Source organism: Enterobacter sp. Cy-643 (assembly GCF_011752815.1).
In the GTDB taxonomy this organism is placed as follows: domain Bacteria; phylum Pseudomonadota; class Gammaproteobacteria; order Enterobacterales; family Enterobacteriaceae; genus Cedecea.
In genome coordinates this window covers 902,590-929,079 of record NZ_VWWV01000002.1, presented here as the reverse complement: position 1 = coordinate 929,079, position 26,490 = coordinate 902,590, and the positions used below count along the sequence as shown (strand labels likewise).

At 50.8% G+C, this 26,490-nt stretch carries 20 protein-coding genes; 12 read left to right on the top strand and 8 right to left on the bottom strand.

Annotated elements, in window-relative coordinates; genetic code table 11:
* Positions 1-49: 49 nt before the first annotated feature.
* The 9 genes from F3J29_RS12685 (at position 50) to F3J29_RS12645 (ending at position 12,545) form a co-directional block, all read left to right on the top strand.
* A complete protein-coding gene (locus F3J29_RS12685; protein WP_166866506.1) occupies positions 50-1,663 on the top strand; it encodes an Ig-like domain-containing protein in 1,614 nt (537 codons plus the stop codon).
* A gap of 59 nt (positions 1,664-1,722) precedes the next feature.
* Entirely contained in the window at positions 1,723-2,670 is a 948-nt protein-coding gene (locus F3J29_RS12680; RefSeq protein WP_166866504.1) for an Ig-like domain-containing protein, read from the top strand.
* Between the two features lie 805 nt (positions 2,671-3,475).
* Positions 3,476-4,312, top strand: coding sequence for an MrpH family fimbial adhesin (locus tag F3J29_RS12675; RefSeq protein ID WP_166866503.1), 837 nt, complete (start codon positions 3,476-3,478; stop codon positions 4,310-4,312).
* Positions 4,313-4,332: 20 nt separating this feature from the next.
* Positions 4,333-5,415, top strand: coding sequence for a hypothetical protein (locus tag F3J29_RS12670; RefSeq protein ID WP_166866500.1), 1,083 nt, complete (start codon positions 4,333-4,335; stop codon positions 5,413-5,415).
* Between the two features lie 67 nt (positions 5,416-5,482).
* Positions 5,483-7,561 carry a hypothetical protein gene (locus F3J29_RS12665; RefSeq protein ID WP_166866499.1) on the top strand — a complete coding sequence of 693 codons (2,079 nt, stop codon included), beginning with the start codon at positions 5,483-5,485 and terminating at the stop codon, positions 7,559-7,561.
* Positions 7,562-7,581: 20 nt separating this feature from the next.
* On the top strand, positions 7,582-9,231 hold the full coding sequence (locus tag F3J29_RS12660; RefSeq protein ID WP_166866497.1) for an Ig-like domain-containing protein: 1,650 nt from the start codon (positions 7,582-7,584) through the stop codon (positions 9,229-9,231).
* Positions 9,232-9,412: 181 nt separating this feature from the next.
* The gene (locus F3J29_RS12655) at positions 9,413-11,059 is read left to right on the top strand and encodes an Ig-like domain-containing protein (RefSeq protein WP_166866495.1); all 1,647 of its coding nucleotides are present in this window, start codon (positions 9,413-9,415) and stop codon (positions 11,057-11,059) included.
* Between the two features lie 104 nt (positions 11,060-11,163).
* On the top strand, positions 11,164-11,844 hold the full coding sequence (locus tag F3J29_RS12650; protein ID WP_166866493.1) for a hypothetical protein: 681 nt from the start codon (positions 11,164-11,166) through the stop codon (positions 11,842-11,844).
* 59 nt (positions 11,845-11,903) lie between these two features.
* Positions 11,904-12,545 (top strand): Ig-like domain-containing protein, encoded by a 642-nt coding sequence (locus tag F3J29_RS12645; RefSeq protein ID WP_166866491.1) that lies wholly within the window; start codon positions 11,904-11,906, stop codon positions 12,543-12,545.
* 111 nt (positions 12,546-12,656) lie between these two features.
* Here the strand turns inward: F3J29_RS12645 and F3J29_RS12640 are convergent, their stop codons facing one another.
* On the bottom strand, positions 12,657-14,108 hold the full coding sequence (locus F3J29_RS12640; protein ID WP_166866489.1) for an EAL domain-containing protein: 1,452 nt from the start codon (positions 14,106-14,108) through the stop codon (positions 12,657-12,659).
* A gap of 599 nt (positions 14,109-14,707) precedes the next feature.
* Between F3J29_RS12640 and F3J29_RS12635 the strand changes: the two genes are divergently transcribed.
* Entirely contained in the window at positions 14,708-15,811 is a 1,104-nt protein-coding gene (locus F3J29_RS12635) for a cytochrome P450 (protein WP_353620553.1), read from the top strand.
* Between the two features lie 31 nt (positions 15,812-15,842).
* Here the strand turns inward: F3J29_RS12635 and F3J29_RS12630 are convergent, their stop codons facing one another.
* Positions 15,843-17,504 carry an SgrR family transcriptional regulator gene (locus F3J29_RS12630; RefSeq protein WP_166866484.1) on the bottom strand — a complete coding sequence of 554 codons (1,662 nt, stop codon included), beginning with the start codon at positions 17,502-17,504 and terminating at the stop codon, positions 15,843-15,845.
* Between the two features lie 107 nt (positions 17,505-17,611).
* Between F3J29_RS12630 and F3J29_RS12625 the strand changes: the two genes are divergently transcribed.
* Both F3J29_RS12625 and zinT read left to right on the top strand, forming a co-directional pair.
* The gene (locus F3J29_RS12625; protein WP_166866483.1) at positions 17,612-18,805 is read left to right on the top strand and encodes an MFS transporter; all 1,194 of its coding nucleotides are present in this window, start codon (positions 17,612-17,614) and stop codon (positions 18,803-18,805) included.
* Between the two features lie 62 nt (positions 18,806-18,867).
* Entirely contained in the window at positions 18,868-19,512 is a 645-nt protein-coding gene (gene zinT / locus F3J29_RS12620; protein WP_166866481.1) for a metal-binding protein ZinT, read from the top strand.
* A gap of 35 nt (positions 19,513-19,547) precedes the next feature.
* Here the strand turns inward: zinT and F3J29_RS12615 are convergent, their stop codons facing one another.
* The 6 genes from F3J29_RS12615 to F3J29_RS12590 form a co-directional block, all read right to left on the bottom strand.
* On the bottom strand, positions 19,548-20,231 hold the full coding sequence (locus F3J29_RS12615; protein WP_166866480.1) for an outer membrane protein: 684 nt from the start codon (positions 20,229-20,231) through the stop codon (positions 19,548-19,550).
* Between the two features lie 18 nt (positions 20,232-20,249).
* Positions 20,250-20,747: a GlcG/HbpS family heme-binding protein gene (locus F3J29_RS12610; RefSeq protein ID WP_166866478.1), complete on the bottom strand. Its 498-nt coding sequence runs from the start codon at positions 20,745-20,747 to the stop codon at positions 20,250-20,252.
* 92 nt (positions 20,748-20,839) lie between these two features.
* Complete coding sequence (locus F3J29_RS12605; RefSeq protein ID WP_166866476.1) at positions 20,840-21,457, bottom strand: response regulator transcription factor; 618 nt, start codon at positions 21,455-21,457, stop codon at positions 20,840-20,842.
* On the bottom strand, positions 21,457-22,764 hold the full coding sequence (locus F3J29_RS12600; protein WP_166866474.1) for a sensor histidine kinase: 1,308 nt from the start codon (positions 22,762-22,764) through the stop codon (positions 21,457-21,459). Before F3J29_RS12600 ends, F3J29_RS12605 begins: the two co-directional genes overlap by 1 nt.
* Before the next feature lie 111 nt (positions 22,765-22,875).
* Positions 22,876-24,525 carry a class I fumarate hydratase FumA gene (fumA, locus tag F3J29_RS12595; protein WP_166866472.1) on the bottom strand — a complete coding sequence of 550 codons (1,650 nt, stop codon included), beginning with the start codon at positions 24,523-24,525 and terminating at the stop codon, positions 22,876-22,878.
* Positions 24,526-24,580: 55 nt separating this feature from the next.
* Positions 24,581-26,092, bottom strand: coding sequence for a DASS family sodium-coupled anion symporter (locus F3J29_RS12590; protein ID WP_045781484.1), 1,512 nt, complete (start codon positions 26,090-26,092; stop codon positions 24,581-24,583).
* Between the last annotated feature and the right edge of the window lie 398 nt (positions 26,093-26,490).

Sequence of the window (26,490 nt, the reverse complement as noted above, 5' to 3'; positions counted from 1 at the left end):
TACTGGCATAGCCAGTATGCTGTGACTAAAAATCTTAGAGGATATAATAATGGAAAGCTCTAAATTAAACTCCATTAACTTTAGCTTGAGTTCAACATCTGGAGCGTCTTCAAATAATTCAGATACTAACCGTATTACTGCTTCATTAATGAATGGTGAGACCCCTGTTGCGGCTGTCCAGGTTACATTTATTATAACGGCAGACAATGCTTCCTTTGCAAACGATAGTAAAACGGCTATTGCAACTACTGATTCTAAAGGTGAGTGTGTTGTAGAGCTGAAAAGCAGCGCGCCGGGGAACGTAAAAGTCCAGGCCGTCTGCCTGTTTTCCAGCTATCTCACGGCAGAAACTGAGAGTTACTTTGAGGAAATATCTGAAGATACATACACCCTCACAGCCACCGTCCTTGGCTCTGACACCGCTCCGGCTGATGGTCAGAAAAGTATCACCCTGGTTTACGCTCTTAAAGCGGGGACGACCCCTGTCGCAGGGCAGTATATTTTTGTTAACGCAACCGGCAGCGCCATTGTAGAGCCATCGCTTCTGGTGACTGATGCCTACGGCAGCGCTACCGTAACAGTTACCAATACTGTGGCAGAATCGGTGACTATCAGCGCTGCAGCGGCGCTGTTAGGCGTGGAGGCCAAACCGGTCAGGCTAACTTTCGAAGAAGTTGTGCCTCTGTATACCATTACCGGGGTGGTTAGCAAGAATGATGCCTATGCCGATGGAACTAACCAAAACACGGTCACCTTCTCGGTTACAGAGACCGCTACAGGTAAGCCAGCCACGGGGCAGGTTTTGCAGCTGCTGCCAGGACAGGGGCTGTCTGTCGACACTCTCTATGTTTCGGTTGATATTACCGGCCAGGCCGTCGTCCACTGTACTGCATTAGCTGCCGCCAGCTACACGCTGAAAGCAATATTGTATTCACATTCAGATATCAGCTGTATCGTTGAAGGGATCGTATTTTCTAATTCTGAGTATCTGAAAGGGCTGAAAGGGGTTGTTACGCGAAACAATGCTGAAGCTGGCGATTTTAATAATGGCCAGGATGATAGCGATTATTGCCAGATCCTGTACAGCCTTACCAAAACAAACAGCAGGAATATTCTGGAAGGGCAGAATATTTATATCACTCTCAGCAGCCAGAATGCTCATGTCTCCTCTAAAAAATTAGTCACGGATGAAAACGGCCTGGCGACCCTAAGGGTGTACAGCTCCGTGGCTGAAAGCGTAACGGTAACTGCCACCACGGATGCCGAGGGTATCAGTGATGTCACCGTGGTAGATTTTAAAGCAGCTCCGTTTGTCGCCTCCGGGACATTAAAAGGAAGCGGCTACTATGGTCTGGATGCATTCACTGAAAATAATTATTCGTTCATTAAGAACCACAGCTATCAGTTGCTGTTAAGCACCAGCAGTAAAGGTACCGTTAAACAGCACGAATGTAAGAGCGGGTACAATTTTGTTCAGGGTACAACTGCCTGTCAGATAATTAACGATCCGAGCTTTGCGTTATTCAATGACTTCAATTACGACGGAGGAATGGTTAAGTGTACTAACGCCGGCACGGCTACGGCGACTAACACTTATTATCAGCTATCTACTTTTGCTTCCCTGTCATTTACCCTGGTTATTGTTGATTTAGGCATTAACTAATCTGTTCTTAAGCCGCAGCGTTGGGTTGCGGCTTATATTAATTTCACTGAAGAGGTGTAATGATGAATAACATAGTCAGCCGTGCAGATAATGAGAGCGTAATGAAACTTACCTCTGCAATTCACGTTAATAACTCTCCTGCTAACGGTACCGATTACAATGCTATTTTATTTGCTGTGACGCGTAATGAGGTCCCTTGTCCTGGCCAGTTTATTCATTTCTCAGTATACAGCCCTTCTGGTAATGCGACCTTGCCTTCGCCCTATGCTGAGACGGACAGTAATGGCAATTTTTTGCTTAAAATAACTAACACTGTAGCTGAGGATGTTCTTATTGTTGCCGCGCCAGCCATTAGTGACGCATTTAATTCAACAAGTGACACCCTGAAATTCTCTCAGGTAGAAGAGTTGTATAATATACAGGTAACCACGCTAGTTAATAAATCTGCCGCCGATGGCACCAGTCAAAATAAAGTGCAGTTAAAAATTAACAATGCTTTAAATAAGCCCGTGACTAACAAATTAGTTCAGTTTTTACCTTCAACAGGTTTAACATTACGTGACAGGTTTGTATTGACTGATTCCGATGGCGTAGCTGCGGTTAGCTGTACCGCTTTGGCTGAAGGCGATTATTTTATCTCAGCTGAGATTTATGGGGAGAACGTTGTCCAGGCAATAACAGGCATATCATTCACCAAATCGTCGGAATTGTCTGGCCTGAGTGGCTACGTGCTTAACAACACGCTTCAGGTTAGTGCCGATGGGGTTGAGTACTGGGAAATTGTCTACTTCTTGAAAAAGAGTGCCCGGGATATAAATGCCAACAAAGAAATATCTATTGTCCTGAACAGCGTCACCGCTTATCCATCCAAACGAACTATTATTACAGATGATACCGGCATGGCTACTCTGTATGTCTATAATACCGTGGCTGAATCTGTAGTGGTGAGTGCCTATGCTGATAATGATAATCTTGTTGCACGGAATAAAATAGTTTTTAGCAGCTAGCAATCAAAGTGTTAATATTAAATTTTTATCATGATAATGTTTGTATGAGATTTTCACCTGGGCTGTAAACCCCCATGCCATTAAATGGTATGGGGGGCTCTGGAGCACAGATTAATCAATATAGCTGTATGTTGTGTCTGATGGCTGGCGTTTATCTGTTTCCGTTCTGAACGAAACATTACCAATTAATATCGCTTAAATTTTCACGAAATAAATGAGCGTGCTGGCCTGTTAATTCAATTGTCTGTGAATAGACTATTGCGGTTTCATATTATTTTCATGAACCCTCATCAGCTGGTGTTTTCCCGGTATCAGGTTATTCAGCTATTCATAAGCGGGCTAACCGTTATATTCAGCCAGCCGACGGCCGGCAGTGACCACCATTGTCCGTAAATATGACCGTATCATGGATGGTGCCTGAGGTGTTTTTAACGGAATAAAGAGGGGCGGGCGTTATACAATGTAAACCAAATGATATGATTTAACCTATTGTTAACTAAGGGGTGTTTTTTGTTTCGTCACTATTGGTGGTTGTTAACTCTGGAATGAATTTTTAATCAGAATTATTTGCTGTTATCTGTGTTTTTATGGGGGTTTTTATCTGTTTCGTTCGCTGCATTTTTATGTTGAATCCTCAAAATATCGATATTGGGTCTGTAAACTATTCTTTGTGGATTTAGCTCATAATTGAATTAGACTTATTTCTCGACGACCAGAGGGGATGAACGGGTGAGAGCATATTCATCCATTATATCTATGGTTTCTCCCCACGATTAATGTTAGTCACTGATAAGCAGGCAATGAAATGTCATTCATTAAATATAAAAAAACATATCACTCATTGTTTTTTTTATTGTTGTTCAATGTTTATTCAACCAGTGCCTTAGCGTTCAAATGGCCTATTGTTTTAGATACTAAAGTCGAAGTTGTTAGTCCCACTTCTGTAAATTACGTCGGAACCTGGGGGGTTATTGATGTTGATGATAGCCTGGATGATTTTGGTGAAAGATATATCGGTATTTTACACCGGCATAGTTCCACCTCAGGAACGCTTGTTACTGGTTCGATGGCAAACCCACTTAACGTCAGTGCTAGTACCTGCCCTGACTCGCAGTTACGGCTGAGCTGTTTAGGTGCAAAATGGATCGAAAGATACGGTGAATCTGGCAGCTATACGGTGAATCACAGCGGGGCCAATGTTGGCTCCGAATGTGTAATGATCGCCGCAGTTCCGCAGCAAACTAACGCCAGCTGGGTTAACAGGAAATTCCCGAATGTGGGTGAAGCCCAGTGTATTGGTACTCCACCCGTGGATCAGTGGTGTGCATTAGATACAAAAACACTTGAGTTTGATTATGGCTCACTGACGGTTCAGGACGCTATTGGGAAGAAAATTTCCAAATCACTGGTCGTTGAGTGCACAGACAGAATTCAGTTTATTTTGAGGCTTAAAGGGAGCGCTAAGATTCCGTTGTCAAATGGCATGTTTGCTGTTTTAACCACGAATGATGGCACGCCTTTGGGAAGTGTATTTGATGGCGATCTTAATAACACAATCGTTTTAACCAGCCAGCTGGAAGGCACGCCGGTAAATACCGGTAGCTTTTCCGGGAATGGTATTTTGTTTGTAACTTATCCCTAAATAATAGTGAGGAGATTCGAATGGCCAATCTTATTGGTGTTTCGTTTGAAAGTTCAACATGGGCAAATACCTGGAGTGAAATTCCGTTTGGAGTGACGGCTCGCGTGGTCGATGCCGAATCATTGCTACCGCAGCGGGAAGTGACTGTGCGCATGGAAGTTGAAACCGCAGTGGGTACCTGGGTAGGCAGTGATTCTAACAAAATCACCCTTGAAACCAATTACGAAGGTGCCGCAACTGCAAAAATCAAATTTAAAGCAGGTGTGCCGCAGGTTGCCAGGATCACAGTCTCTAAAATCGAAACCGACGGGGAAGCATCGGTGAGTAAGACAGAGGCTGTCTTCATGGTGTCCCCGACGCTAAGAAATCACACTTTCCCCATCGCAACGGATGGCAGAGTAACTGAAGCGGACGTTGCCGCGGGGGTTTTTGCCATTGTGCCAATTGCCTCACCTGAAGTGGGTAACGTCGTCGGATTTCATTTTGGCGATAATGCCGTACTCAAACAGTCGGAACAGAGCTCTACTATCAATAGTATTGCCGTCTCTGTTCCGGAGTCATACCTGACTTCAGGCACCCATGCGAGCGCCTTTTATATTACCGATAATTCCGGAAACTCTTCATTCTCAAATATTGTTGAACTCGAAGTCGTCAGGGATAGCTCATCGGCCACGATTGTCGACCTGCCGCCAGTCTCTATCCCCCGTGCGGAAAGCAACAACCAAACCATTAACGTCGCCCTGGCCGCCACTGGGGTCGAGGTCCAGCTTGATGGATTATATGAAGGTAAGGTTGTGAATGCTGCGGCTCGTGAAGACTCTATTTGTAATATTTACTGGAAATCTTATCGCGGTGCGGTAGAGATTCCTGCGGCCAGTCGCGTGTTTTCATTCCCGGTAGATCCTGAAGGGGCAGAGAATTCCATTATCGTTCTGAATGATGATTACAATGATGAAGGAAATGCCCTGCGAGATCTGCTGTATGCCCTGGGCGAGGGGACCATCAAGATCTCTTATGAAATGGTGATTGAAAAAGACCAAAAACTTCATGCCTCTACTGAAAAAACATACTACGTAGACGTTATCCCGCCGACCAAAAAATAAATAAACAGAAAATTTGACACCGGTATTTTACTGCCGGTGTCAGTATCCCAATTCTGGGGAGAATACGATGAGACTAAACAGAGATCTGCGTGCGCCCTGGCTGCCGCAGATGAATAATAATGGGATCATCGATGCTGATGATCTGGATCAGGGTTCTGTTTATGTTATGGTTCCGGCCTATAGCAATATGGCGCTGGGCGATCAAATTGTTATTTATTTTGATACACTCGTTACAATGGCCAAAATTGTTGACCCGGGCATTATAAATCAAAACTGTTTGTTTGCGGTCCCCCAGGCACAAATTCCGGATGGGGTTTATTCTGTTTATTATACCGCGATGGACGTCGTTGGTAATGCATCCACATCATCTAAAACGACGGCTATAGTCAGCCGGGATGGAACAAGAACCTTAATCCCGCCGGTCTTTACCGACGCGGTTAACAATGTGTTATCCCTGGACAGCGTATTAGCCAATGAAGGAACACATATCCAGGTTCCTGCTTATAATGGAATTCGGGCAGGCGATATTGTCGAACTCAATTACCTGCTGTTCAACGCTAATAATGAAGTGATCCCTGAGGCTAATTTTAGCGCCAGCCATACGGTTGTGAATGCTGATATTAGCTCAGGGTATATTACCCTTATCCCTGAATCTAAGATTTTCCTGCCGGAAAGCGCCCGGGCAATGGCATTTTACCGCGTAACTCGCGCGTCCAACGGGAGCGTAGCCCTGTCGTTTGATGCTGAAGTGATGCTTGATGGCGACGTGAGCTTTTTGGAAAAACCCCATTTTACCGATGCGGTTGATGGCTGGCTAACCCAGCACGAAGTTACCGGGGGCATTCGCGTCCATATTAATGGCTACAGCGGGATGGCCGCAGGCGACGTTTTGACCCTGCTATGGCAGGGGTTTGATACCGATAATGCCAGCGTGCCTGCCGCCAGCGGCAGTATGGACCATACCGTTACCGTGGCCGACGTTCAGACTGGCGTCATTTATCTCACGCTTTCACGGGATATTGCCCAGGCTATCTACATGGGGCGGCTGGATGCCTGGTACCGCGTCAGGACTCCATCCGGGGCGCGCAAAGTGTCTTATACCGGCTCGTCCTTTATTAACCTGGCCAGCATTGTTTTTCTTCCGGCCCCATCCTTCCCGCAGGCGGACGACAGCACCATTGAAACTGACGTTATTGAGGCAGACGGCGTACTGAATATCAGTATTTTGTACGACTCAATGGTGATGGGGGACGAGATCGCGCTGACGTTAAGCGGCAAAGATAAGACCGGCGCTGATGTTGCTGCGGCGAGCTATCAGCAGACCTTTACCGTGAGCCGTATTGAGGCGCAAATTGTTGCCGTGCCGGGAAGGGTGGCCATCGCCGTGGGCGATTCTGGCTTCCTCTATGCCGGGTACTCAGTCAAGACCCTTGCGGGAACGTCCGTCTCGCTGACGGAAAGCGTCATGATTGTTGAATCAGGCGCAAAACCCAAAGAGCTGGCCTTCAGAAGTACGCACGGTGCGCCAGTCTATGATTACGGCGCTATCCACGTCTCTCCTTGCAACTACGGTTTCATCAGAGCGTCGGCGGGTACCCGGCTGATGGTTTCCTGCCCTAAGGGGGCGGTTATTCTGGAAAGCGGTTCGACCTCGTACAGCACCGTCATGGGCGTGAGCGGCGTAAAATCTATTCGGGTGCAGTCCACCTCCGTGGGAGGGGTCACCGTCTTTGTGCAGAATCTGGATAACCCATCCGAGAGCGTGACTGGCACCATGACATTCAGTAATTACCGTTTGGGTGAAGGTAAGATCCTCGCCATCGCAAATACCAGCGGTGCCCTTCCGGATGGCGTCTCCCCCTGCAGTATTTATCTGATGATGGCCGAACAGTCAGACGACCAGCCCACGGCTGATGATTTATCTCGCCAGCCTATAACTTCTTTACGGGTAAGCGTTCCACTTCCGCTGAAGGTGGCGGGTCATGGGCCGGGAGAAAGCGTTGAGCTGATGCTTAATGCCGATCATTCCGCGCAGGTCAACATCGTGAGCGATGTGGCCGTTGACTCGGCGGCGGTCATTATTACCTCTCCGCAAAGCTCGGGCACTTACCAGACGGTCAATATGTCATTTACTGATTTTAAATAAATTCAAAGAAGGGGATTACTATGTCGAAAAATACGATAAGTACCGATAGCGCCTCTGAAGACATATCGCTCAGAGCTGACCTGACGCTGAGCACCACTTCCGGGGCAGATGCGAACGGGGTGGCGACCAATGTGATTACGGCCCGCGTTTCGCAGGCCGGGAGCCTGTTAAGCGGTATCAATATCACTTTCCTTATTACCTCGGGAACCGGCGCCAGCTTCAGCGACGGCAGCACCGTGTATACCGGCACCACCAATATTCTGGGGACATGCACGGTGCCGGTGACCAGCATCCGGACGGGAGAGGTGACGGTGCTGGCCACCTGCTATGTGGGCGGGGTGACCTCCAGCGGCTCGGTCACGATGGTATTTGGTGAGGTGGAAGGCGGTGATGATAAAAATCTGCAGCTGCACGGTCAGGTGATACGCGACGAAGCGGTGAACGATGGCCTCTCGGTGAATACTGTCCGCTTCACCCTGTTAAACGATCAGAATAAACCTGTGGCAAATAAGGAACTCCGCTTCGGCCTGAGCGGCGGCAGCGCCCAATTAAGCACGGTGACGGCCATCACGGATGCGGCCGGTCAGGCGCAGGTCAATGTGACCAGCACTGCCGTTGGGAGTGTGGACATCACGGCCACACTGGTTGAGGATGCCACTATCACCGCCACTGCCTCAGTAACATTTATCAAAACAGAATATTCCCTTAGCTACAATATTCTCAGAAACGGGGTGGAGGCTGACGGGGAAAGTGTAAATTATATTTCGTTTACATTGACTAATCAGTCCGGAGGCGCTGTTGCCGGGCAAACAATTAACTTTGTTGTGCAAAGTGCTTCGGGCAACGCCATTCTCAGAAGTCGCTCAGAAATCACAGACCACAATGGTTTGGTAGTGGCTTATGTGGCAAATACGACTCCGGAAGCGGTGTCGCTGGTTGCCACATTGCAGGACGATGCTCAGGTGAAAATTTCTGCACCACTCTTTTTCACTGAGGTAGCGGTTGTGCCGGATCCGGTCAAATATGTGCTATCAGGCACAATAACGAAAAACGACTCTTATGCCTCAAATATGGAAATGAGTGGTCGTTATAACACCGTGCTTTTTACTCTTCTCAGGAATGGCGAGCCTGCCGTGGGGGAGGTTATTAATTTTACCTCACAGTCCAGTCATCTGTTTTTGACTCAAACCAGTGCGGTAACGGATGAGCGCGGCCAGTGCGAAGTCTCCTGCCGGGCAGATTATGCAATATATAGGAGTGGTTCAATCTACACCATTATTGCTGCCAGAAAGTCAGGGGGTACCAGCTGTATCGTTGAGAATATTAAGTTCCTTTATGCTCAATTCTTCAGTGCATCACTGAAAACTTCAGGAGATATCCCTGCTGATGGGAAAAGTTATCATGAAGTTTATATTAAATTAGCTCATAGCGATAACAATGATGTTTTCTCAATAGTTTCTCTCGAGTATAAATCATCAAGTAGTACTGCAAAAATAGGTGATAGCGTTATTAGTTCTAATATTGGCGGCTCAAGGTTGCCGGCTGGGGCGAGTCACACTATTTATATTCGCAATACAGTAAAGGAAACAGTTACGCTAACAATAAATAATACTGACGGTGTTGTTGCTGGTAGAGCACCGTCCGTAAAATTGAATATGAAATTTGGTTAGGCATTGAATTAAGAATGAAATATCCGTGGGAATTCACTGTCAGTATTGTGGCTGGCAGTGAATAGAACACTATTCATGTTTTAACCGTGAAAGAGTCAGAATTTAGTCGACAGATATTATCGGAATAAATCCGTGACAATGTTCTGTCGAAATTTAAATCAATACCAAAGGATGATTTACTATGTCAGAAAATACGATAAGTACCGATAGCGCCTCTGAAGACGTATCGGTCAGAGCGGACCTGGCGCTGAGCACCACTTCAGGGGCGGATGCGAACGGGGTGGCGACCAATGTGATTACGGCCCGCGTTTCGCAGGCCGGGAGCCTGTTAAGCGGTATCAATATCACTTTCCTTATTACCTCGGGAACCGGCGCCAGCTTCAGCGACGGCAGCACCGTGTATACCGGCACCACCAATATTCTGGGGACATGCACGGTGCCGGTGACCAGCATCCGGACGGGAGAGGTGACGGTGCTGGCCACCTGCTATGTGGGTGGGGTGACCTCCAGCGGCTCGGTCACGATGGTATTTGGTGAGGTGGAAGGCGGCGATGATAAAAATCTGCAGCTGCACGGTCAGGTGATACGCGATAATGCGGCGAATGATGGCCTCTCGGTGAATACCGTTCTGTTCACCCTGGTGAATGACCAGAATAAACCTGTGGCAGGTAAGGAACTCCGTTTCAGCCTGAGCGGCGGCAGCGCCCAATTAAGCACGGTGACGGCCATCACGGATGCGGCCGGCCAGGCACAGGTCAATGTGACCAATACCGCCGTTGGCAGCGTGGGTATCACGGCCACACTGGTGGAGGATAGTAATATCACCGCCACAGCCTCAGTAACATTTGCCAAAACAGAATATTCCCTTAGCTACAATATTCTCAGAAACGGGGTGGAGGCTGACGGGGAAAGTGTAAATTATATTTCGTTTACATTGACTAATCAGTCCGGAGGCGCTGTTGCCGGGCAAACAATTAACTTTGTTGTGCAAAGTGCTTCGGGCAACGCCATTCTCAGAAGTCGCTCAGAAATCACAGACCACAATGGTTTGGTAGTGGCTTATGTGGCAAATACGACTCCGGAAGCGGTGTCGCTGGTTGCCACATTGCAGGACGATGCTCAGGTGAAAATTTCTGCACCACTCTTTTTCACTGAGGTAGCGGTTGTGCCGGATCCGGTCAAATATGTGCTATCAGGCACAATAACGAAAAACGACTCTTATGCCTCAAATATGGAAATGAGTGGTCGTTATAACACCGTGCTTTTTACTCTTCTCAGGAATGGCGAGCCTGCCGTGGGAGAGGTTATTAATTTTACCTCACAGTCCAGTCATCTGTTTTTGACTCAAACCAGTGCGGTAACGGATGAGCGCGGCCAGTGCGAAGTCTCCTGTCGGGCTAATTATGCAATAAGAAGTGGCTCAACCTACAGTATTGTTGCTGTGAGGGAATTAGGGGATGCCAGCTGTACCATTAATAATATTAAATTTCTTTATGCTCAATACTTCACTGCATCACTGAACACTTCAGGAGATATCCCTGCTGATGGGAAAAGTTATCATGAAGTTTATATTAAGTTAGCGGATAGCGCTAACAATGATATTGAATCAAGAGTTCATCTCGAGTATGAATCATCAAGTAGTACTGCAAAAATAGGTGATCGCGGTATGGATTCTAATATTGGGGGCTCAAATTTACCGCCTGGGGCGAGTCACACTATTTTTATTCGCAATACAGTAAAGGAAACAGTTACGCTAACAATAGATAATATTGGCGGTGTTGTTGCTAGTCGAGCACCATCCGTAAAATTGAATATGAAATTTGATTAGGTATTTAATTAAGACTTAGATATCCGTGGGGATTCACTGTCAGCATTATGGCTGGCAGAGAATCGTCGTGTGAATTTTATTATCAGAAATAAAGAGGTTTTTCTATGAACGAAATACTAATGAGCAAAGCCGGCAGCATTGAATTCCGTGCTACCAGCGGATCTCCTGCCTATGATTATAATTCTATTCACGTTTCATCCGCGAACTATGGCTACATTAAGGCTGCAGCCGGTACCCGTGTCAGCATCTCCTGCCCGACCAGCGCCACTATTCTGGAAAGCGGGACAAATACCCATGAGTTCACCATGACCACATCCGGTATTCAACGTTTTCGGGTGCAGTCTACGGCTACCGGTCTGGTTAATATCATGATCCAGAATATGGATGATGTCAGCGAAACGGTAACCGGCTATATGATCTTTAACGATTATAAGATCGGTGATGGCCGTATTCTGGCTATTGCCAATACCACGGGGGCGCTGGCGGATGGGGTTTCCCCGTGCAGCATCTATCTGCTGATGGAAGCCGAGTCGGATTATATGATGGATGAGAATCATGCCCTTTACCGGCAGCCTATCACCTCTATCCGCGTTTCTGTCCCAGCGCCTTTAAAAGTGGCTGGATATAATGCCGGAGAAAACGTCGAAATTACGCTCAATTCAGATAACTCCGCCCATGTGAATATTCTCAGCGATAAAGCCGTGTCGGGGGCGAATGTAGTGGTGACTACCCCACAAAGCTCAGGTACTTACCAGCTTGTAGAGATGACTTTTGTTGATTTTTAGTAGATAGCAATAAACCTAAGCTCTGATTGTACCGCTAACATTTAATTTAAGGTGCTTTTATGAACGCTAAATATGATGATTCACTGAGTGTTGAACTGATTGATACCACTATTCCAGCCGGTGGCAAACGCGGTACATTAACCGCCGTTGTCTATCGTGGGAATAAACTGCTTCAGAACGCCGACGTGACGCTGGTCATCCGTGACGCCACCGCAGGTGTTTTTGATGACGGTGATACTTTTGCTTACCTGGTCACCGATGAGGGTGGCATGTGTCGTGTGGGCGTCACGCGCCATGAGCTAAATGACGTCGAAATTATTGCGGTTGCGCGCCGTGATAATGAAACTGCGCGTAATGAACTGAATATGACGTTCCACGGGGCTGGAATTGAATCAACCAGCGGCGTTGTTGTTTCTTCCGCGGTACTGCATGATAATGCAGTCGCTGATGGGAGAGCGGTCAATAGCTTGAATGTTAATATTAAAAACAACAATGTACCCGTTGCTGGTGCCTATGTGATTTTAAAGACGGAAAGTGCATCGTCTCAGGCCGTATTAACCAGCCCTGCGGTCCAAAAAACAGACAGCAGCGGATATGTTGTGGTGTCGCTCACTAACACTGTGGCAGAAAATACTACCATCACGGCCCTCATGCCTGAATATGAAGCAGAAGAAAGTGTTACCGTAACATTTACTGAATAATCTGCGTCAAAAAAAGCACATAAAACGTTAGTTTTATGTGCTTTTAATTAGCCTGAACGGCAATCAGTATTGAATACAAACCTCCGTTAGTCCCCTTATCGGGTCTGTGGCTTACAGTTCCATACCAGGCCCTTGTAGTTGGGCAATGAATTCATCCAGTGGCACAGGCTTCCCATACAGGTACCCCTGACCATATTGTACCCCCATGGCTTTCAGCACATTGTGCTGAGTAATATTTTCAATGCCTTCGGCCACATTCGGTATCTCCACTTCCTGAGAAAATTGAACGATATGGCTCAGTATTGATTCGTTAATACTCTTCGTGCCGATGCTATCAATAAATATTTTGTCAATCTTTAGACAGGCCGGTTTCATCCTTGAAATTGACTCATAGTTAGAGTTCCCCGTGCCGAAGTCATCCAGAATGATACGAATATCATTGGCAATTAACAGGTCAATGACATCTGCCGGAATATTATTTTTTTCTCGCTCGGTGATTTCAATGCAGGGTTGCACGCCAAGCTGTTTTACCTTTTTTCCAAATGAAATGCACTTATTAATAAATACGTTTTCCTCCAGGGATGTAGGGGAGGCGTTAATGGTAATGTAAAATGAATGCCGCGTTTTTATTCTTATTTCTTTTAAATCATCGACGGCTTTATGCATTAAGGCAATGGTCAGGTTGCTAACAATTTTATACTTCTCCGCGATGGGGATAAATTCATTGGGGTAAATAATGTCATGATTGTGCGGTAACCATCGGACCAGCTGTTCGGCACCGACTATGCAACCGGTTTGAATATCCACAATAGGCTGATAGTAGGGTTCCATCTCGCCATTTTTGATGGCGAGTTTGATAGCCAACACCGGCGAATGACGCCGGTATTGCGCATAAATTACCAGCGCTGCGATATAGCACAGAAGTGTAATAATTAATGGGATATATTCGTCCCGAAGGAATGAAGAGAATCTTTTGTTGCTGTCAATCTTAATCCAGAAGGGATACTCAGCGGAAGCGAGCGTGTGGCTTCCGCTTAGAGGCGTCAGGCTTGCATCAATATTTATTTTCATCTCCATCGCAAAGGCTTGCAGCAGCCTGTCCAGCGAGGACTTGTACACCGACACGACCACCGAGCCATTTTTAAATGGATAGAACACCAGATATAGTTCGATGCCATCTTTTGTGACCTGGTCTATATGAAATTGGTTGTTATCATTTTTTAATTCAATATCAACGGGGTGGCTTCCTTCTAAAGATGAACACCGCCATTTGTTGTCTTTCACAATGTTGACGGAATGAAGTGTGCCATTTAATGCGGCGTAGTGGCTGAGCTGCCTGACGGTTTCGGGCGTACACTCACTGTTAATATAGCGACTGGCAAATAATGCCATTGCGCTATTTCGTTTTAACGCGCTGTCCAACACTTCCACCACGCTGTTGGCTATAGCTTTATTGTTCTCCTCTTTATCATTGTTCCATGCCGTGTAGATAATAAAAATAACAATGACTAATGCCATTGTTATGTAATAATAAAAGCTTGAGCTTTTTTTTCGTTTGAACATGTTGATAACTCACTGTGTTTATATTTGAGGTGGGATGGCGTTGGTGAGATTAATTTTGTTGCCCCGAAAGAATCACCTCATTTCCAGGCAGGTGTCGTTCAGACGCAATCATGATAGACAATAATTATTACCGAATGGCTCCAGATAACAACGCTCTTTCCGATCGCTTAAGATAATCGATTTTATATCCTGAAACAGGACTTTGGCTGGTTTAAAAAATCGTACAGCAGAGCAATACCAGGCATGTTTCACATTTTAAATCGTGATTTGTAGGCGCGACTCTCCCATTTCCGGGTATGAGCCTACGGCTGTGCGCCGTCGGCTTTGTTTTTATCGGCAAAAACATCTACATTAAAGACTTTCTTTGAGCGATTTTAAAATACAGATTTTTCACCGATCGGATATTAGATTGTGATTAACTCTGGACTCTGCCTTTTAATTATTTCGGATATATACGGAATGAAAAGAGGTCATCAATGGTTAGCGTGGATAAAACACTCCGCTTTAATCCCGGTTCGCCATTCTTTCAGACGAATCTCCATGCTGTTTATCAGCATATGCGGATCAATCTGCCCGTTGTAAAGTTGGGGAGAACCTGGGTGCTGACGCGCTATCAGGATATCTGCCAGGTTCTGAAAGACAGAACCTTTCTCTCGTCCGGGATCCCCGAAGATTTGCATGCTGCTCTGGAAAAACAAGACCTGATTCTGTCCCCGGCGTTACGTTCGATCCTGTACGGGATTGTGCTGCTTGAAGACGGCGATGTGCACCGTGAGCACCGTCAGGCATTACAGGCCGTGCTCAGCGGCGAAGCCTGGGCTGAGTTATCCCTGCTTGTCGCCAGCAAAGCGACAATGCTGATTGAAAAGCTCCCGGACGAGCGGCTTATCGACGGCATAGGGCAGATTGCCGCCCCGCTCTGGGCTGAACTGTTTCCCGCCTGGCTGAATTTATCCGCCGGGGAGCAGAGGGTGGTGGCGCAAGAAAAAAGCGCCATTCGTCTGTTGCTGGATCCCAGCGGGATAGATAGTACGGGCCTGGCGCGGTTGCTGACCGCGCTTTCAAACCTTGATTCGATGTTCTGTCGGCTCTGCCTGAAACACCAGACAGGGCATGACTCTCTTTTTTATCGCAGCCTCCTGAAAGGGTACGGCGGGGACACGCAGGCGCTGGCCCAAAGGTTCAGTACGGACTGTATCACTATGCTCATCGGCGGAAGCGAGACCAGCGAAGCGCTGAGCGGCAACATGTTATTCATGCTGGCGAAGTACCCAGAACTTCAGGCTGGGATCCGAACTCAGTCTGTCCGGATCAAAGACGTGGTCAGCGAAACCATGCGTTTTGAATCGCCGCTACAGATGGCCAGAAGAAGGGTTGGCGTCCCGGTGACTTTGCACGGCCGCAGGCTGCTCGCCGGGGATAATGTTCTGCTGTGCCTGGGGTCGGCCAACCGGGATGAAACTGTTTTCGAAGATGCCTCTCGTTTTATTCCGGGTAGAAAAAATGCGCAGCGCCAGCTCGGGTTTGGCACTGGGGCACATCAGTGTATCGGGCAGCTTCTGGCCCAGCTTCAGGCTGAGCACCTGGCCGCGTTACTTTGCGCCAGAGGATCGTTTTCGTTAGACGGTCAGGCCGAATGGTCACGGCGAAGTATGATCCTTCGCACGCTGAACAAGCTCCCGCTGCGTATGACAAAAAGCTAAGGTTTTTCACTCAGATTTTACCGGCGCGGCCTCAGGACACACTCAGTTCATTATTTTTAATCCAGATACGGGCGAGGTCGACCCAGCCATAGCCTGCCAGCCCGGTGCCGTGCAGGCGATGGTTTGCCGTGTAGCCCACTCGCTCATGGGACAAAGGCAGCATGATGCCTTCGGCAATCAGCCAGTCCGCCAGCGCTTTGCACTTTGCCTGCCTGGATTGCTCGTGGGGATCGGTTCTTATCTGCGCGAGCTTGTCATGCAGGCGTTCGCACTCCGTTTTAGTCATGCCCGCGTTCAACAGTTTTGAGCTGTGGAGCCACTCGTAAATGTCGTAGGCACCGCGGTGGTAGAGGATTTCACTCCCCATGATCAGGTCGGCCTCGCTGAGCCACTCTTCCGGGCGAAGAAAAGCCTCGCTTCCAAGGATGATATGTTCAGCCTTTATGCCTGCGGCGGTAAGAACCTGCTGCAGACGGGCAAACAGCATAGTGAAGCACGGCAGATCGTAAGAGTAGATTTTTAGCGTGCCGGTTATGTCTGGCGGTGAATTTTGCCTCAAAGAACGTGGGCTTTCCCAGCCGGGGATAATGCTGAGGGCTGGCGTTCGTTCCGCGTCGTTTGCCGGTGGAAGCGCGTGGCTCAGTAATCCCAGTATCGCCTGGCGCGCTCTCGCAGGGATAAGCCGACTGCGGGTGCTCACTATCAGATAAGTGCACCCGTTCTGAACATCGGTTTGCTGAGTTGCAGCCCCCGGATCAAAGGTAATGTCTGACGCGGGGTGATGGGATTCCGGCAGGGACCAAAACTCAACTTTTTCAATTAAAGCGCGTGTGCCGTAGTAGCGATCGAACGCCCGCAGCACAATGCGCTGTTTGCTCTGTTGCTCCATTTGGAATGGACCGCTGCCGATGGGCTGTCCGTGCCGGGACGAAGGAAGCGTGATAGAGGCGGTCGCCGTCGCCAGCCTGTGGGGCCACAGCCAGTCGGTGTGCGTGAGATAGCAAGTCAGTACCTCGCTGCTCAGAACTTCAACACGATCTAACGACTGAAAAAGGCCGGCATAGTGTCCCGGCGGCTCTTTCAGCCGCAGCAGGCTTTGCGCGACGATACTCGCGTCCAGGCGCTCTCCGGTGTGAAACGTGACGCCGGGCCTCAGCCAAAATGTCCAGGTCGTGGCCTGAGCATTTGTTTCGAAGTGGTGGGCAAGGGCGCCGGTGATTCGCTGGTTTATTTCATCGTAATCCACGAGCCTGTCGTAAATTTGCCGGACCAGATATGACTCAATCCTGTTTTTGATGCGCCGTGGATCCAGGGTAGCTGGCAGGGTTGGAATGGCGATTCTGACCTCTTTGCCCACCACGCCAAGATGGCTGCTGAGATCGGCAAGTAGCCGCTTTCTCTGCGGCGATGTCAGGTGCGCGAAGGCGGCTTCCAGCTGCCCTTTGGCGACCAGATCCCTGAGCCGTAACCATTCAATTTGCTCCGGGCTGGTCACCAGCCGTAGCGTCGAGCGTTTTCCTCGCCCGATACCGGGCTGCCAGTCAATCCAGCCCAGCTCGCGCATTTTAGTCAGCTGGATACGGGCATAGCGTTCGCTGCAATGCAGTAAGTCTGCCAGTTGCTCTAATCCCGGCTGGGCCGGTGCATCCCCGAAGCGTCGGTATAACACGTTGAATTTATCGATCAGCGCCATGACTTTTCTCTAAAAAGAGGAATAAATTTCATCTTTATTCATCCGTTTTTGTGTTCCTCTTTTTTATCTATAGTGAATTCCTCTTTAGCCGTCAACGGAATTAAAAAATGTCAGGTCGGGCTTTAACCGTTTATTTTCTTCTGGCGTCCTCATTTTTATCCTCTATTTCCCGGGCGATGATTGCCCCTGTTTTGGTACTTACGCTCGGTAAGAATTTACATATTTCATTCGAGTCAGCGGGACTTCTGCTCGGCGGCGCGCTGCTGGTTTCTTCCGGGCTGGGCGTGTATGGCGGATACTGGCTGGACAGGCTGTCACGCTCGCTTATTTTAAGGCTTTGTGGGTTGGTGATGGCCGTTGGCTGGCTGCTGCTTGGCTGGATGGAAAGTCTGGCTGGCGTGCTGTTCGTATTGACCCTGAGTGAGGTCGCGAATACGTTTTATGCCATTGGGGTTAAGGCTTCCCTGAGCGATTTGGTTCCTCAGAGCGAAAGAACCAAAGTATTTTCTCTTCGCTATACCTTAATTAATGTCGCCTGGGCGACAGGCCCGTTATTGACCACGTTTGTATTATCCCCGAATGTTGAAAGTGTCTATTTGGCCGCGGGAGTCTGCTCGTTGCTGGGGGTGTTATTCCAGCCTCGTTTTAAGAATGCGTTCACAGGCAACCGGCCTGAATCATTTTTAAAGACGCTGTCCGTGCTGGCAAGAGATCGCGTCTTAATCTGGTTTACCCTGAGTACCGTATTTGCGTGGGTGGTGATGGGGCGTTTTTCTGACTACCTGCCGCTCTGGTTCTTAACCCGCATGGGCAAGCCCGAAGCAATGCGCTTTGTCTCGGTGCTGATTAGCTGTAATTCTCTGACGGTGATACTGCTTCAATATCCTGTCAGCCTCTGGCTGCTGCATCGCAGGCCGTTAATTAAACTGATTGTGGTGGGCTTTGCCCTGCTGGCGGTCGCTATTACTGCGATGAGCGGGCTGGATACGCTGCCGGGGCTGTGTGTGGCGATGTTTGTTTTCAGCCTGGGCGAAATTATTCTGATCCCCAGTGAATACATCTACATCGACGACATCGCGCCTGAGGCGCTAAAGGCCAGCTATTATGGAGCACAAAATCTCTCCTCACTGGGCAGTAGCCTGGGGCCAATGGTGTTCTCTTTAGGGCTGATGGCCGGGCTGGACAGAGGGATATTTTTGCTGATGGGCGCGCTTTGCCTGGCCGGTATGCTGCTGGCGCTTTACAGCGAAAGAGTGCGTCTTCGGCAGGCGCCGGGCACGCTCACCGCAGGCTGGAGTTGATTTCGTGACATGTTATGTTATAACGTTTTCTTTTTCGTGTAAGGAATACACAGGGGAACAGTATGATCATGAAAAAATCGGCGTTTATTCTGGGCATGGGCGTATTACTGGCGAGCCATCAGGCGCTGGCGCACGGCCACCATCACGGCAAACCGCTCACGGAAGTCGAACAAAAGGCGAGCGAAGGGATCTTTGACGACGTTAACGTGAAAGATCGCGCGCTGTCCGACTGGGACGGGATCTGGCAGTCGGTCAATCCCTTGCTGCTCAGCGGCGACCTCGACCCGGTGCTGGAGAAAAAAGCCAAAAAGAGCGGTAAAAGCGTGGCGGAGTATCGGGCGTATTATCAAAAGGGCTATGCGACTGACGTAGAGATGATAGGGATTGAGAATAATGTCATCGAGTTTCACGTCGGCAAAGCGGTGCAAAGCTGCCGCTATGATTACGCCGGGCATAAAATCCTGACCTATGCCTCGGGAAAGAAGGGCGTTCGCTACCTGTTTGAGTGTAAAGATGCGCAGTCCAAAGCGCCAAAGTTCGTGCAGTTTAGCGACCATATTATCGCCCCGCGCCAGTCGCAGCATTTCCATATCTTTATGGGGAGCGAATCACAAGATGCTTTGCTCAAAGAGATGGATAACTGGCCGACGTATTACCCGTACAACATGACCAAAGCGCAGGTTGTGGACGAGATGCTGCATCACTAACAATGTAAAAGGGCGGCCCGGTGGCCGCCTTATTGTTAGAACAGGTAGCGAGCACCCAGAGTGAACTCGCTGGAGGCCAGGCGAGCTTTCATCTGCTCATCCTTCAGGCCACGCACGTTCCCGAAGGTGTTATAGCCGCTTTCAACTTTTCCCATATCCACGTAGCGATAGCCCACGTCGAAACTCAGGCGAGCGACCGGTGAGTAGCTGATGCCCGCGCCCAACGAATAAGCGAGATTGTTTTGCGTGCTGTCGGCGTATTCACGGGCGGCGTTGCCCTGCCAGCCGCCGGCCTTCACTTTCGCAATACCTAAGCCAGCGGTGCCAAACAGCGACACGCCATAGCCAATGTCATAATCGCGATAGACGTTCAGCATCAGCCGCTCGGTGTTCAGCTTCAGGTGGTTGAAGCTCGTCGGGAAGACAGTGGAGCCGCTGGTAAACTCAGTTTTCTGGCGGAAAGTGTATTCTCCTTCGGTGCGCCAGCCGTTGCCGTACTGGTAGCCCGCCGCCAGTGACGCGCCGCCGAGCCTGTCTTTCTCTTTACCGTCAACAAACTGGCCGACGCCGGGACGGCTGCTGGTGTCCTGGTCACTGGCGCGCTGCTCGCTGTGTACATATTTCGCCGAAGCGTAGTAGCCTTCATCGCTGCTGGCTGCGGCGGCATGGCCTGCGCTCAGCAGAAGCGCCAGCGTCAGTAAGCTTTTCTTGTCATGCATGTCCTGCTCCTTGTGGTGTTATCCCGCGTTCAGTTCTTTCTCAATACTGTTTAAGCCTGCCAGGGCACAGGCCTGATCCAGATGGCCACCCGGTGCGCCGCCGACGCCGACCGCGCCAATCACCTGTTCACCCGACTTCACCGGCACGCCGCCCGCCAGCAGCAGGAAGCCGGGAATATCACGCAGGTTGGCCGCGCCCGCATTGGACTGGGAACCCTTCATCACGTTGTCGGTTGGGTTTTTGGTGGTCAGCGAGGTGAAGGCCTTCATGCGGCTGGCTTCCACGGTATGCGGTCCGGCGTTGTCCATGCGCTTCATTACCAGCGGCGTGCCGGCACGATCGACCACGGTGACCGCCACGTTGTAGCTATCTTTGGCGCAGGCCTGAAGGACGCTTTGCGCCAGCTTATCGGCGAGGTCGAGGGAGATGTTTTTCTGGCTCAGCACGCCGGTGGCGGCGCTGGCCGTGGAGACAAGACCGCCCAGCAGCAGGGCGCTTAACAGAAGACGTTTCATGATGTTGCTCCAGAGTTGTTGGCAATGGGGCAATACTATGCAACGGGGCTTTGCCGGGAAATTGGCGCGAACACCTAACTTTCCAGGTAGTTTTACCTGGTCTCTTTGGCGATATCGCCGTAGATTTTTAGCAGCTTAGGTAGGGAGTTGACTTCAAGCTTGGTGAAAATATTGGCGCGGTGGGCCTCCACGGTGCGCGGCGAGAGCGAGCACTGCTGCGCGATTTCCTTGCTGGAATAGCCCTGAATCAGCTGATCCAGCATCTCTTTTTCCCGGGCGGTGAGCGTGGCCAGTTTTTCCTGCAGCGGCTGCCATTGCTGCCGGGCTTCAATTCTCGCTTGCTGCTGTTCCATGGCCGCGCCCACAACTTCGAACAGCAGGTCGGCGTCAACCGGCTTGGTCAGGAACTCAAAAGCGCCGTTCTTAAACGCGCGGCGGCACAGATCGATGTTGCCGTGCCCGGTCATGATAATCACCGGCAGCGCCAGGCCTTGCTGCGTCCACTCTTCCAGCAGCGTCAGCCCGGTTTTTCCGGGCATGCGGATATCGAGCAGCATGCAGCCGTCGAGCTGGCTGAGATCGCCGACGCTTCGCTGAAACGCCAGGGCGCTATCAAAAGCCTGGGTTTGCCAGCCGACGGTGGCGAGCAGCAGACTCAGCGAGTCGCGAATGGCGGCGTCATCGTCAATCAGCCAGATACCTGGGGACATTATTTCTCCTCATCCTTAAGCGGAAACCACAGGCGGAAGCAGGCGCCGCCTTCGGACGTGTTGCCGGCCTCAATGGTGCCGTTCAGGCGCTGTACCAGCGTGTCGGCGAGCGCCATCCCCAGCCCGACGCCTTGCCCACGGGTAGTGAAGAACGGAATAAAGACCTGTTCCAGCGCCTCCGGGGAAAGCCCCGGCCCGCCGTCCGTCACCGTCAGCGCGATGCCGTTATTGTCTGAACTTGCCTCCAGATGTATCCAGCCCGCGCCGCTGGCCTGCGCCTGAATCGCGTTGCTGGCGATGTTATGCAGGATTTGCTCCACCCACAGCGGCGGGGCATACAGCGGCGGCAGGTCATCGGCAAAATGGCTGGTCACCCGGATTTTGACGCTTTTCAGTTCGTTATCCAGCAGTTTGCACACGCGCTGCCAGAGCGTCGGGAGATCGATCCGCTGATACCCGGTGCGTTCGCTGGTGAGCTTCTGGCGGAACTGGCTGAGCAGGGCGTCGATGCGCTTTATCTGCAGCACGGCGGCATCAAGCAATTCTGGTACCTGGGCAGGATTGTCCTGTTTAATGAGCCGTACCGCCGCCTGGTTATAGCTCATGATGGCGGTCAGCGGCTGGTTTAGCTCATGCACCATGCCGGCGGCCAGCTCTCCCATACTATTGAGGCGCGTCAGTTCGGCATAGCGTGCTCGGAGGTCGGCAATGTCCTGGCGGCGTTTGTTCGCCTGATATTGCGTCAGTAAATAGATAACCAGCGCCCAAAACAGCGCCGGGGACGCTATCAGCCACCAGGGCAGTTTCGCCCATGCCGGGCTGTCGCTGGCCGAAACTAAAAACGGTTGCGTCCGGCTGGCCACCGTTTTGTCCCATTGCCAGTAACTCCTGGCGGCAGTGCCCTGTTCGCAAAGAAGAGTGTTATTCCAGCTGATGCTGAGATGTTGAAAAGTTTTTTTCTCCCCCAGCGTGTCGAGCAGCGTCGGGAGATCAATCAGCAGCGAGAGGTTAGGGCGATTCAGCCAGTAGCGGCCATTGGCTTCGGGAACTATCGGCCGACGCGGCTCCAGGTTGTTATGCCGCCGCCACAGGACTATCTGCGGCAGGATTTTTTGCACTTCGCTGGCGTCCTGGCTCACCGGCAGCAGCGGGATAATGGCATCGTGCTGGGACAGCTTCACCGTTATTTCCCGGTAGAGAATGCGAAAGTCGGCGGATTTGTCTTCGAACTGCTGCTGCAAAAACCACGCGCCAAGTCCCGCACAGCTCAGCAGCGTGAGCAGTAGCCAGCTGATTATCCTTAACATGCGAAGTCCTTGCGTTGGCGTTGGCTGAAATGTGGCCTAAGTATGGGGTAACTTTAGGGTAAAAAAAAGCGGGCGCCTGAGCGTCCGCCTTATTATCAGTCATCGCTGATATCAGGGCTTGTTACAGCCCGCACACTGTTTGTTCTGGATCTGCTGGAAGAAGTCATTGCCTTTGTCATCCACGAGGATAAACGCCGGGAAGTCTTCCACTTCGATTTTCCAGATGGCTTCCATACCCAGCTCAGGGTATTCCACCAGTTCAAGGCTCTTGATGCTGTTTTGTGCCAGCACCGCCGCCGGGCCGCCGATGCTGCCGAGATAGAACCCGCCGTGTTTGTGACAGGCGTCGGTCACTGGCTTGCTGCGGTTACCTTTGGCCAGCATGATCATGCTGCCGCCGTTGTCCTGCAGCTGGTCCACGTAGGAGTCCATGCGGCCTGCTGTGGTTGGGCCCAGGGAACCGGAAGCGTAACCTTCCGGCGTTTTAGCCGGGCCAGCGTAGTAGATCGGGTGATCTTTCACGTACTGCGGCAGCGCTTCGCCGTTATCGAGGCGTTCTTTCAGCTTCGCGTGGGCGATGTCGCGTGCCACGATGATGGTGCCGCTGAGCGACAGGCGAGTGGATACCGGGAAGTTGGACAGCTGCGCGAGGATCTCTTTCATCGGGCGGTTCAGGTTGACCTTCACGGCTTCCCCTTCCCCCGCCTGGCGCAGTTCTTCCGGGATGTACTTGCCCGGATTGCTTTCCAGCTTCTCAATCCAGATGCCGTCTTTGTTGATTTTCGCCTTGATGTTACGGTCGGCAGAGCAGGACACGCCCATGCCGATTGGGCAGGATGCGCCGTGGCGAGGCAGGCGAACGACGCGGATATCGTGGGCGAAGTATTTGCCGCCGAACTGTGCGCCCAGGCCGAGCTTTTGCGCTTCTTCCAGCAGTTCTTGCTCAAGCTGCACGTCGCGGAACGCCTGGCCGTGCTCGTTGCCTTCGGTTGGCAGGCCGTCGTAGTAATGGGTCGACGCCAGCTTCACGGTTTTCAGCGTGGATTCTGCGGAGGTGCCGCCAATCACAAACGCCACGTGGTACGGCGGGCAGGCTGCGGTGCCGAGCGTGCGCATCTTCTCCACCAGGTAATTTTTCAGCTTCGCCGGGGTGATCAGCGCCTTGGTTTCCTGGTAGAGATAGGTTTTGTTGGCGGAGCCACCGCCTTTGGCGACGCAAAGGAATTTGTACTCGTCGCCGTCCACGCTGTAGAGATCAATCTGCGCCGGCAGGTTGGTGCCGGTATTCACCTCTTTGTACATATCCAGCGCGGCGTTCTGGGAGTAGCGCAGGTTGTCTTCGATATAGGTGTTGTACACGCCCTGAGACAGCGCCGCTTCATCGCCGCCGCCGGTCCAGACGCGCTGGCCTTTTTTGCCCATGATGATGGCAGTGCCGGTGTCCTGGCAGGTCGGCAGAATGCCCTTGGCGGCGATGTCGGAGTTACGCAGGAACTGCAGCGCAACGTATTTGTCGTTCTCGCTGGCTTCCGGGTCGCTCAGGATGTCCGCCACCTGCTGCTGGTGGGCCGGGCGCAGCATAAACGAAGCGTCGTGAAACGCCTGCTGAGCGAGCAGGGTCAGCGCCTGCGGCTCAACTTTAAGCACGGACTGGCCTTCAAATTCGCTGACGGAAACGTGGTCGCGGGTTAACAGGTAATATTCGGTGTCGTCATGCGCCAGCGGGAAGGGATTCTGGTAAACAAAAGGTTTGTTCGACATAGCTCGTTACTCCATAAAAATAAACCGCCGGAGGTTGCCCCCCAGCGGCTTTAAATCAGAACATCAGGGACATCCACGGATAACCAATCACCAGCAGCGCGACCAGGAACAGGCCACCGAAGATGGTGCCCAGGCGCCAGTAGTCTTTGGTTGGCAGGTAGCCGCTACCGTAGTAGATAGGGCTTGGGCCGGTGCCGTACGGGGTGATGATGCCCATGATACCCAGCGAGGTCACCATCAGCAGACAGAACACTTCCATATTCATGCCCGGAATGGTGGAGGCGATGGTCAGCATCGCCGGCAGCAGCGCGGTGGTATGCGCGGTGGTGCTCGCAAACAGGTAGTGCAGCAGGTAGAACGCCAGCAGCAGGACAATGGTCGCGGTGCCTGGGGCGATACCGGTCATCAGCGCGCCGCCTTCTTTACCCAGCCAGGAGATAAAGCCGGTAGAAGAGAGGCCATCGGCCAGGGCAACCAGGGTGGCGAACCAGACGAAGGTGTTCCACGCTGCCTTGTTATTGGTGATGTCGTTCCAGTTCAGCACGCCGGTCCACAGCATCAGGACGATAACCAGCAGAGCCGCAAGCGCAGGTTCAATCCAGCTTGCCGCGAAGATCCACATCACCAGCGCGGAGCAGACGAACACCAGCAGCAGGATTTCGTTGCGGGACAGTTTGCCCAGTTTCTCCAGTTCACGGCTCGCCCATTTTGGCACTTCGTCGTTCACTTTCACTTCAGGCGGGTAGAGCCAGTAAGCCAGCAGCGGCATGGTCAGCAGTAACAGCAGGCCAAGCGGCAGGAAGGCAAGGAACCACATCCCCCAGGAGATGTTGATGCCAACGATGCTTTTCACCAGCGCCAGCGCCAGCAGGTTAGGGGCCAGCGCAGAGAGGAACATTGAGCTGGTGATACAGGCCGCGGTGATAGCCACCCACATCAGGTAAGAACCGATTTTACGCGCGCTTGGATCGTTAGGTTTTGAGCCGTACAGCGGCGGCAGGTTAGCGATAATCGGGTAGATGGTCCCGCCACTACGTGCGGTGTTGGACGGAGTAAACGGCGCCAGCAGCAGGTCGGCGAAGGCAATGGCGTAGCCCAGCGTCAGGCTGCGGCGGCCAAGGTATTTCACCAGAATCAGCGCCAGGCGGCGGCCAAACTGAGTCTTATCGTAGCCGGCGGCAAACATAAATGCGCCGAAGATAAGCCAGACGGTGGAGTTGCCGAAGCCGCTGACCGCCCATTTAAAGGAGGCGCCCGCCAGCTTGAATTTCGGGTCGGCCATTTGCTCCGGGCTGAACAGCAGCCACTGGCTGCCGAGCGAAATGACAACGATCCCGGTCAGGCCGATAACGGCGCCCGGCAGCGGTTCGAAGATAAGCCCTACGATGACGCCGACGAAGACGGCGAAGAAGTGCCAGGCGTACGGCGGCAGGCCGTCCGGAACCGGAACCAGCATCAGCAACAGCGCCACAATGATGGGCAGGGCCATCATCAGCCAACGTTTGTTGCTGCCTGCTTTTTTAGTGCTCTCTTTGAGCGGCGGTAGATTGGTGGTTATTACACTCATAATGACACCGTTATAAGGAGTTAAGGATTCTGTTTTTATTTTCGCTTACTTTAGTTTTTAAACTTTCTTTATTAATTAAATGTTGGTTTTCAGTCGTGGCGAAAATAACCATTCATCGCTTTTTATTAGCGGCGAATTAAATTCTTTGGATAATTATATATTGCGCTTTCGAGGTATATGACAATTGATCGAGATCAAGAAACAGCATTCTGTTTATTCTTTTATAAAAAAATAATAGTTCGTATGTTTGCAGGGTTATTTGTGCGAAAAAGTTATCAGTTTGATCATTAAAAATGCGCCTTTCAGGTCTTTTTTAGCGGTTCTGGCTGACTCGATTCCGCTTGCCGCATGGTCTGGCGTGTGTTCACGGCGTGCATCTGGTAGGTAACTAAAATGTT